Below are 9,211 nucleotides of genomic sequence, written 5' to 3'. Positions count from 1 at the left end.
AAGTAATTTTTTGATTGCCTCACTCTTTACTAGAAAGAATGGACAATTTCGAATAACTTAATCTCTGTGAGTGTCCACACAGATTTGCTTGTCATATTGTTAAAGAGCGTGCCACTTCTATCAAGGTTAAACCTTTCAAAATGGCGCCTTAGACGCTTAGGTCGTTTGGCTGAGGAGGCGTATTCTACACGTCCTAGTGTCGGCGTCAAGCGCTTATTTTAAGAAGTTTTTCAAGCGATGATTCTTTGTTCAAGTCACACCATTCGAAGCTCTTAAAGCGATTGTCACCTGGTTCAAATCTCTTTCGATTTTAGAACCTCTAACACCGCTGCAAGTCCCGTGCTACCTAAGCTTTCGTTTAGTTAGTTGGCCTGCTGTGCCGTGTCAGTGGATGCGCATTATAGGGATATCTCAGAGTAGCGCAAGGGCTGTTTTCAATAAAATTAGCTTTTTCGAATCAAACGAATGGTTATCAAACGATACGTACAAAAAAGGGGCTAGAAGCCCCTTTTTAAACCGTTTATCGCTAAACCTAATTACCAAAGAAGCGCGACTCTTGCTTAGCTTCTATCAAACCATCATCTGTTTCGACCTCAAAATTAATGTGAGTCATGGTTCTTGAGAGGTCAACAGGGTCTACAGCAATACTTATTGGTAAGGTTAGTACCTCACCTGCCTTAATACTGACTTGCTGCGGTCCTATCCAGTCATAATTAGGCAAACCTTCAACACTCATATTATATAGATGGGTGTTGTCGGTCTTATTGAGGATCTTCAGAGTGAAGGTGTTCTCAATCAAACCTGCATCGGTTTCTCTATATAGCTGGTTACGATCGCGAATGATATCGATACGGATTGGCGCTATTGTCGCAGTAGCATAGATAAAGATGAGGATCATCACCGAAAGGACCACGCCGTAGCCCACCAGCTTAGGCCTAAGTACTTTTTCTTTAATCCCTTCGAGTTTGTTTTCTGTGGTGTAGCTAATTAGACCTTTTTCATACCCCATTCGTGTCATGGTTGTATCGCATGCATCGATACAAGCGCCGCAGTTAATACACTCGTACTGCAAACCATTACGGATATCTATACCTGTAGGGCAAACCTGTACACATAGGTCGCAATCAATACAGTCACCTAGCCCCATTGCTTTTGGGTCTGCTTTACGTGAGCGTGGGCCACGAGTTTCGCCACGCTTTGTGTCATATCCCACTATATATGTATTCTTATCGAACATTGCTGCTTGAAAGCGAGCGTAAGGGCACATGTGGATACACATGATCTCTCGCATCCAACCTGCATTACCGTAAGTAGCAAAGGTAAAAAAGATAACCCAAAAGTAGATAGCACCACTCGCATTAAGTGTGAATACATCTATATACACTTCACTGGTTGGTACAAAATAGGAAACAAAGGTCATTGCTGTTAGCAAAGAAACCAATAGCCACGCACCATGCTTAGCTGTTTTTCGCCACAGTTTATTAAAGCTCCATGGCATTTGGTCCAGCTTAATACGCTTGTTGCGGGCCCCTTCTAACTTCTCTTCAAACCAAATGAAGATAAAGGTCCACACCGTTTGCGGACAAGTATAGCCACACCACACTCGTCCTAAATAAGTGGTAATAAAGAATAAGCCAAAGGCTGCAATCATTAATAGTGCGGCAAGTAAGGTTAAATCCTGCGGCCAGATAGTTAAGCCAAAGACATGGAATTTTTGTTCAGCAAGATTAAACCAAACGGCTTGACGGTCGCCCCAAGGGATCCACGGCAGAACCAAAAAGAACAACATTGCTATCCAACCTATGCGTCGGCGCAATGTGCTCCACAGGCCTTCAACCGCTCTTACATAGATACGATTACGCGGATTAAAGCGGTCTGCTTTATTAGCATCGGGTTGATGGATTTTGATTCTTTCAGCTTTGGAGAAGTCTTTTTTATTTTGTTCTGCGTTCATTTTGCAGCCTTACAGCTTTAATATTGCTAGAAAACTAGCTTATTATAACGCTTATACTACAAGTTATTCACCTAGATAGGACTAAAAGATGAAGGGCTGGATCATATTAGCGATAATCGGTGGCATTCTTTACTACCTTTATACCGAAACGGATACTTTGGATGAACCAATTGCTGAAGTAGAGGGGATATTTCAACAAGCCGAGAACAAACTTGATAGTATGACGGGCACCCAAATCCAGCGCGTAGACCATACGCTCGATATACTAAAGAGCGATATTGCCGACCGACTCTCAGCAACCGAGAATCAAGCACTGCAAGCCATCAGCCAATCAAAACAAACATTAAGTGAGTTTAAACAAGACTACTGTGGCAGTCATGCTCAGAAGCACTCAGTCTTCAGCAAAGATAACCAAACTTATATCTGCGATCAGCTTTAATATTGCTTTCTATATAATGCAGCAGATCTCAGTTAGTGGATTCAACTATAAACTAGATTGACCTGAGATCTGATTAAGCCTAGCCTTTAACTATTACGGTATTTCAACCAAGTAAAAGGCTATAGGCTCATGACACAACAAGTATCTGACATTTTTGATCCCGAATTATGGGATGTTGTTCCTGGATTTGATTTTGAAGATGTTACCTACCACAGAGCCAAAGATCAGGGCACTGTGCGTATCGCAATTAGTCGTCCTGACTGCTTAAACTCGTTCCGCCCTAAGACCGTTGATGAACTCTATACCGCGCTTGACCATGCACGCCAATGGTCTGATGTAGGTTGTGTACTATTAACGGGTAATGGCCCATCAGCAAAAGGTCAATGGTCTTTCAGTGCCGGTGGTGATCAACGTATTCGCGGTAAAGATGGTTACAAGTATGAAGGTGCCGAAGAAGGCACGCCTGACGTAGCTCGTATGGGACGTTTACACATATTAGAAGTACAACGCCTAATCCGTTTTATGCCTAAAGTGGTTATCGCAGTAGTCCCTGGCTGGGCTGTTGGCGGTGGTCATAGCTTACATGTGGTGTGCGATCTTACTCTTGCTTCAAAAGAGCACGCAGTATTTAAGCAAACTGACCCAGATGTAGGTAGCTTTGATTCAGGTTACGGCAGTGCTTACCTAGCTAAAATGATTGGTCAGAAGCGTGCTCGTGAAATCTTCTTCTTAGGCTTTAACTACACAGCCGAAGAAGCATTTGATATGGGTATGGTTAACCGCGCAATACCACATCAAGAGTTAGAAGTTGAAGCATTAAAGTGGGCTAAAGAGATTAACTCTAAGTCACCAACTGCAATGCGCATGTTGAAGTATGGCTTTAACCTACCAGATGACGGCCTAGTTGGTCAGCAGCTGTTCGCAGGCGAAGCAACTCGTTTAGCTTACGGGACTGAAGAAGCACGTGAGGGACGTGATGCATTCTTAGAAAAACGCGATCAAGATTTCTCTTCATTCCCTTGGCACTATTAATGATCTCGCGTTAGGCAGCTAAATAGTAAAACTGATAAACCCATCAGTATTGATGGGTTTATAACCAAAGCATCTTTTCAATCGACAAATCCAATCAAACTAATCTATATAACCCCTTACAATTGCAAATGATAACCATTATCATTTAATCAAACTTAAACAGGGGGACCTACAATGATTAAAACCATGACTTTTGCGATACTTCACTTTGGTGTAGCTTTTACTATCACTTACCTATTAACCGGAAGCGTAGTCATAGGTGGTGCAGTGGCGTTAATCGAGCCAGCAGTCAACACAGTAGTGTTCTATTTCCACGAGAAAGTTTGGAAAGGTATCGAATCTAAAAATACCTTAGCAGTCGCCTCAGCTTAGGTGAGTCATTACTCTTTATCTGCACTATTCAGGCCGAGCTTGTTCGCCAAGGGCGCTATAGCCCCCCCTTGAATAAAGACGGAAAATAGTACGATAAAGAAAACCATATGCACAATATCTAGCGCCCCAGGCACTCCTGCAGCGGCAGGGATCAATGCAAATACAATGGGCGTAGCCCCCTTTAAGCCAATGGAAGAGATAAACAATCGTTTTTTCCAACTCGCTTTAACAAATGGTAGATAACAAAGCTGTACTGCCAATGGCCTAGCAACCAGGATTAACAATACTGCAGGTAATAACGAACTCACAAATACTGCTGCTAATGACTGCGGGAAGATCTGTAAGCCCAATACAATAAACATCAATGCCTGAGCCAGCCAAGATAAGCTATTGAAGAAATGCTGATTAACTAACTGCCCGCGCTTAATACCATTTCCGATCACTACACCAGCAATATAAGAAGCCAATAAGATGTTGCCCCCTAGCATCTCTGCGCCGTAGGTTGCCACCACAAAGCTGGCGAGCACAAATACAGGAATAAGACCAAACTCAGATAGATGAATGCGATTAAGCAACAATACCGCGACTTTAGCCACCAGCCAACCAACGACCATTGCCACACCAATTTGAGTGACCAGCTCGATGGCAATTTCAGATGCGACCACACTCTTGCTGCTTGAAAGCGCCATATCGGTTAAAAATATCACCAACAACATAGCTACCGGGTCATTGGTCGCCGACTCAAACTCCAATACGGTATCGGTTTGCTCTTTTAGCTTAAGCTTTTTAGATTCAATAATAGAAAACACAGCTGCAGCATCTGTGGATGACACTATAGCGGCAAAAAGAAGGCAGGTAATAAAGTCGAAGTCCAGCAGACCATACAAGATGACGGCAAAAATTAGTGTGGTAAACAGCACGCCAAATGAGGCCAGCACGCCACCTTCTTTATAGGCAACTTTGATTTTATCGGTTGAGGTATTAATACCGCCGACAAACACAATCATGTTCAGCGCTAGCCCACCTATCCAGGCTGTTTTATCTAAATCATCATAGACGAAGTTAAACTCACCGTTACCTAGCATGAGGCCTACCCCCATAAAAATCAGTAATGAGGGGATACCTAAAGTTCGCGAAGGGTGATGCAGTAAAATGCCGACTAATATCAGAACAGACATACCAATCATGACCATTTCAGTCGTCATAGGAGTACCTTTATTAAGTTTTTAAATGAGATTAAGTCATGCCTGCGTATTGAGGATAGCCGCAAAAAAATGACATTGATTTGAATACATCGATTATTGTTACTGATGATTGGTACAAATATGTGGCAAACACATATTGTCATAAAAGTTTAATAATAAATTTATCCTGCGTTCTAATAACCGAAACATAACATATTTGCCCTCACCAATTGTTAAATTTAGCTTAACCCGAAGTGAACATTAGCTCAGCTCAATAAATCCGATATTGCATTATTCTCCTGCAAAGCCCATCTATAGCTATCTCGAGCAATATCTTTCGTCACTTAAGAAACTCTATCTGAATTATTGTTCATATAACAAAAAACAAATCCCTCATTTAAAACAGTAAAGACTAATAAACAATTAAACCGCTTTTCAGCGTCAGCCACTCCGAACCGCAGTCACATAACTGTCACATTTCTCTGTCTTAATGCGCTTGCCTTCAGTGAGGCATTAACTTGGTTTTGTAAATAACTCGTATCTAAGCGACCAAACAATAGAGTGGAAATCGTAATGAAAAAAGTATTTGGCTTGTTAACCGCAGTAGGTCTAATGACAGCACCACTTGCTCAGGCAAGCACAGTAACAGTATCAGGTTCAACGTCTGTAGCCCATGTAATGGAAGTGCTAGCAGAGAATTATCAAAACAACACTAACACCAGTGTGGAAGTACAAAGCACTGGCTCGTCAGCTGGTATTCGCGCAGCGAAAGATGGTACCAGCATGATAGGCATGTCTTCACGCAATGTGAAAGACAACGAACTTAACAGTGATACCAAAGAAGTTGTCATTGCCCGCGACGGTATTGCAGCCGCTGTAAATAATGCCAACCCGGTAAAAAATCTAACTCAAGAACAAATCTCTAAGATTTACCGTGGTGAAATTAAAAACTGGAGCGAAGTCGGTGGCGAATCTCGCCCTATCGTTGTGGTGACTCGTGAAAACGGCTCGGGGACTCGTGGCGCGTTGAAGAGATTATGAAACTACAGCGCACTATTAACGGCCATAAAGTAACTGCTATTTCACCAACGGCTCAGGTGGGTAACGGCAACGGCATGATTAAGACGATTGTCGCAAATAATCCTTATGCCATTGGTTATATATCGCTAGGTAGCGTTGATAGCAGTTTGCGCGCTATCGATGTAAACGGTGTAGCAGCGACCGATGACAACATTGCTACTGGTGACTACCAAATCGCTCGACCTTTTATCGTATTAATTGATAAAAACGCACCAGATAACGCCAACAACTTTATTGAATACATTCTCTCTGAAGATGGACAGAAAATTGTGGCTGAAGAAGGCTACATCCGCGTTCAGTAACATCACCTTAAATACAGAGGAACAGCGGTTCCTCTGTATCGATTGATTCAGTTTTACATAGATGTATAGGTTAAATCATGACTACAGCCAGTAAAGCACAACCCCAAGGATTGCAGCTTGCCCCCGCTAAGTCCTATGACTGGAAAGAGATGAGCTTTCATCTACTTTTCTTAAGCTGCGCCATGGTAGGCGTACTTTCAGTTGCTACCATTGGATGGTTTGTTTTTAGTGAAGGACTACCCGCTTTTAAAGAAGCTGGCGTGTCAGAAATGCTACTAGGTAAAGACTGGCTGCCACCAGCGCTATTCGGCCTGCTACCTATGATGGTGGCATCATTAATATCAACCGCAGGAGCAGTAATCATTGGTGTGCCTATCGCATTACTTACGGCGGTATTTCTTGCAGAGCTGGCACCTAACTGGTTAGCCAATATTATCCGCCCAGCGGTTGAGTTGCTAGCAGGCATTCCATCTGTGGTCTACGGCTTCTTCGGCTTGGTCATTATCGTACCAGCCATCGAGAGCATTTTTAATATTCCAGCGGGCAACACCATACTCGCCGGTATCATTGTATTAGCCATCATGATCCTACCGACGGTTATTACGATTTCAGAAACCTCACTTAGAGCGTTGCCACCAACATACAAAGAAGCTGCACTAGCATTAGGTGCATCGCATATTTTCAGTATATTCAAAGTACTTATTCCTGCGGCTCGCAGTGGTATTTACACAGGCATAGCCTTAGGTGTCGCCCGCGCAATTGGCGAAACCATGGCGATTATCATGGTGATGGGCAACGCTCCAGCCATGCCAGGCTCAATTTTAGAGCCAGCTAGAACCTTGACTGCCAATATCGCCATGGAGATGTCATACGCCACAGGGATCCATGCCAACGCCCTATACTCGACAGGCATTGTACTACTCGCCTTTATTGTCATCCTTAACGGTTCACTACTTTATCTAAATAGAAAGCGAGCTCACTAATGCTAAAACTTTCACGAGATAATCAAGATAAATTGCTACTCGCCGCCATATGGAGTGCAGCAGCAACCACCCTACTATTTTTACTTTGGGTGGTATGGCACATCTTAAGTAACGGCCTAGCCCATGTAAGCTGGGAGTTTATTACTGGCGCTTATACCCGCATAGGTGAAGCATCCGGTATTTGGGCAATGATAGTCTCGACCGTGTATATGGTGGGCTTATCACTCGCCTTTGCCGCGCCAATTGGCATTATGACGGCGATTTACCTAACTGAATACGCAGCCCCAGGCAGCCAAGTGGTTAAAGTTATCCGTTTTTGCACCGAGTCACTCGCAGGCATTCCATCTATTGTTTACGGCCTGTTTGGTATGACGTTCTTTGTCACCACTCTAGGTTTAGGCTTTTCAATTCTATCTGGTGCACTAACACTAGCAATGCTTATCTTGCCAGTGATAATTCGCACGACAGAAGAAGCCTTATTATCTGTACCTATGAGTTACCGCGAAGGCGGTTATGCACTGGGTAGCTCTAAAATCTACACCATCTGCCGCCTAGTATTACCAAGCGCTCTGCCAGGTATAGTGACCTCGATTATTTTAAGTACTGGCCGCGTAATTGGTGAATCAGCACCAGTATTCTTAACAGCAGGTATGGTTACTCAAATCCCTGAGTCAGTACTAGAATCTGGCCGCACGCTAACTGTACACCTATACAAACTAACCCAAGAGCTGTTTACCCAACACGAATGGGATCAAGCTTACGCAACCGCAACAGTACTTATTGTATTAGTACTTGTATTAAACATGGCAACCAAAGTAATTGCCTCACGTTTAAATAAATCATCTAAGTAAGGTTATCTCTATGAATAAGCTAGAAGTGAACAACTTAAACCTATTTTACGGCGACAACCATGCGCTAAAAGATATCTGTTTAACCATTCCAGCTCGCCAAGTAACTGCGCTGATAGGTCCATCTGGCTGTGGCAAGTCAACTTTATTACGCACATTGAATCGTATGAATGATTTAGTGTCTGGAGTAAAGATCAATGGCGACGTGATGTTTGAGGGTAACAACATCTATCAAGATGTCGACGTAAAGCACCTAAGAATGCGGGTAGGTATGGTGTTTCAAAAGCCGAACCCTTTCCCTATGAGTATCTATGAGAACGTAGCCTTTGGCTTAAAAGCCCAAGGTATTAAAGATAAACAAGTCCTCGATGCTGCCGTGGAAGAATCATTGCGTAGCGCAGCTCTGTGGGATGAAGTAAAAGAAAGACTTAATACTCCGGCGTTTGGATTATCCGGCGGCCAGCAGCAACGCCTTTGCATTGCGCGCACGATAGCAATGAAGCCGGAAGTCATTTTAATGGACGAGCCCACCAGCGCACTCGACCCTATTGCGACCCATAAAATTGAGGCTCTGATGGATGAACTGCGCAAACAGTTCACTATTGTTATTGTGACTCATTCTATGAACCAAGCTAAGCGTATCTCAGATAAAACTGCATTTTTCTGGATGGGCGAATTGGTTGAGCATGGCGAAACGACACAGATCTTCAACCAACCAGTCGACCAGCGTACCCGAGGTTATGTAAGTGGTGAATTTGGTTAACCTTTGCAGCTAAGTCCACTAGAAACGCACTTACCACTTGGTAAGCGCGTTTTTTGTTAGCTGCGCTATACTTAAATAGATCTATGTTCACCTATAAAAAATATAAAAACCAATAATTTTTCAAAGATTAAACTCAGCCGTATCTAATAGAAAAGTAGCAGGTAACAATAGATAGATAGCCCAATAGCGTTAACTTAACCGAGTCAACTTGTTAAAGCTGCATAATTAAGATAGCTTCGGGTAATAGGTTTAGT

At 43.0% G+C, this 9,211-nt stretch carries 10 protein-coding genes; 8 read left to right on the top strand and 2 right to left on the bottom strand.

What is annotated here, in order from left to right; translation table 11 throughout:
• Nucleotides 1–532 precede the first annotated feature (532 nt).
• Nucleotides 533–1,954, bottom strand: coding sequence for a cytochrome c oxidase accessory protein CcoG (gene ccoG, locus L2747_RS19260; protein WP_249000609.1), 1,422 nt, complete (start codon nucleotides 1,952–1,954; stop codon nucleotides 533–535).
• Between the two features lie 88 nt (nucleotides 1,955–2,042).
• Between ccoG and L2747_RS19255 the strand changes: the two genes are divergently transcribed.
• The 3 genes from L2747_RS19255 to L2747_RS19245 all read left to right on the top strand — a co-directional run bounded on the left by L2747_RS19255 (nucleotide 2,043) and on the right by L2747_RS19245 (nucleotide 3,797).
• A complete protein-coding gene (locus tag L2747_RS19255; RefSeq protein WP_249000608.1) occupies nucleotides 2,043–2,393 on the top strand; it encodes a hypothetical protein in 351 nt (116 codons plus the stop codon).
• Between the two features lie 129 nt (nucleotides 2,394–2,522).
• Nucleotides 2,523–3,425, top strand: a complete 903-nt coding sequence (locus L2747_RS19250; protein WP_249000607.1) for a 1,4-dihydroxy-2-naphthoyl-CoA synthase — start codon at nucleotides 2,523–2,525, stop codon at nucleotides 3,423–3,425.
• A gap of 174 nt (nucleotides 3,426–3,599) precedes the next feature.
• Nucleotides 3,600–3,797 (top strand): DUF2061 domain-containing protein, encoded by a 198-nt coding sequence (locus tag L2747_RS19245; RefSeq protein WP_220764247.1) that lies wholly within the window; start codon nucleotides 3,600–3,602, stop codon nucleotides 3,795–3,797.
• 8 nt (nucleotides 3,798–3,805) lie between these two features.
• Here the strand turns inward: L2747_RS19245 and L2747_RS19240 are convergent, their stop codons facing one another.
• A complete protein-coding gene (locus L2747_RS19240) occupies nucleotides 3,806–5,002 on the bottom strand; it encodes a potassium/proton antiporter (RefSeq protein ID WP_220764245.1) in 1,197 nt (398 codons plus the stop codon).
• Between the two features lie 552 nt (nucleotides 5,003–5,554).
• On the opposite strand from L2747_RS19240, the gene L2747_RS19235 reads away from it, so the two are divergent.
• From L2747_RS19235 to pstB, 5 genes are all read left to right on the top strand, one after another.
• Entirely contained in the window at nucleotides 5,555–6,022 is a 468-nt protein-coding gene (locus L2747_RS19235; RefSeq protein WP_249000606.1) for a substrate-binding domain-containing protein, read from the top strand.
• Nucleotides 6,019–6,363 carry a substrate-binding domain-containing protein gene (locus L2747_RS19230; protein ID WP_249000605.1) on the top strand — a complete coding sequence of 115 codons (345 nt, stop codon included), beginning with the start codon at nucleotides 6,019–6,021 and terminating at the stop codon, nucleotides 6,361–6,363. The genes L2747_RS19235 and L2747_RS19230 overlap by 4 nt, the downstream gene beginning before the upstream one ends.
• Nucleotides 6,364–6,440: 77 nt before the next feature.
• Entirely contained in the window at nucleotides 6,441–7,346 is a 906-nt protein-coding gene (pstC, locus tag L2747_RS19225; RefSeq protein WP_249000604.1) for a phosphate ABC transporter permease subunit PstC, read from the top strand.
• Entirely contained in the window at nucleotides 7,346–8,197 is an 852-nt protein-coding gene (pstA, locus tag L2747_RS19220) for a phosphate ABC transporter permease PstA (RefSeq protein WP_249000603.1), read from the top strand. The genes pstC and pstA overlap by 1 nt, the downstream gene beginning before the upstream one ends.
• 10 nt (nucleotides 8,198–8,207) lie before the next feature.
• Nucleotides 8,208–8,957, top strand: a complete 750-nt coding sequence (gene pstB / locus L2747_RS19215; RefSeq protein ID WP_220782123.1) for a phosphate ABC transporter ATP-binding protein PstB — start codon at nucleotides 8,208–8,210, stop codon at nucleotides 8,955–8,957.
• Nucleotides 8,958–9,211: the final 254 nt, after the last annotated feature.

The organism is Shewanella marinintestina, assembly GCF_023283845.1.
GTDB lineage: Bacteria > Pseudomonadota > Gammaproteobacteria > Enterobacterales > Shewanellaceae > Shewanella > Shewanella marinintestina.
The sequence above is the reverse complement of the archived record's forward strand: the minus strand, read 5'-3'. Positions and strand labels throughout refer to the sequence as shown.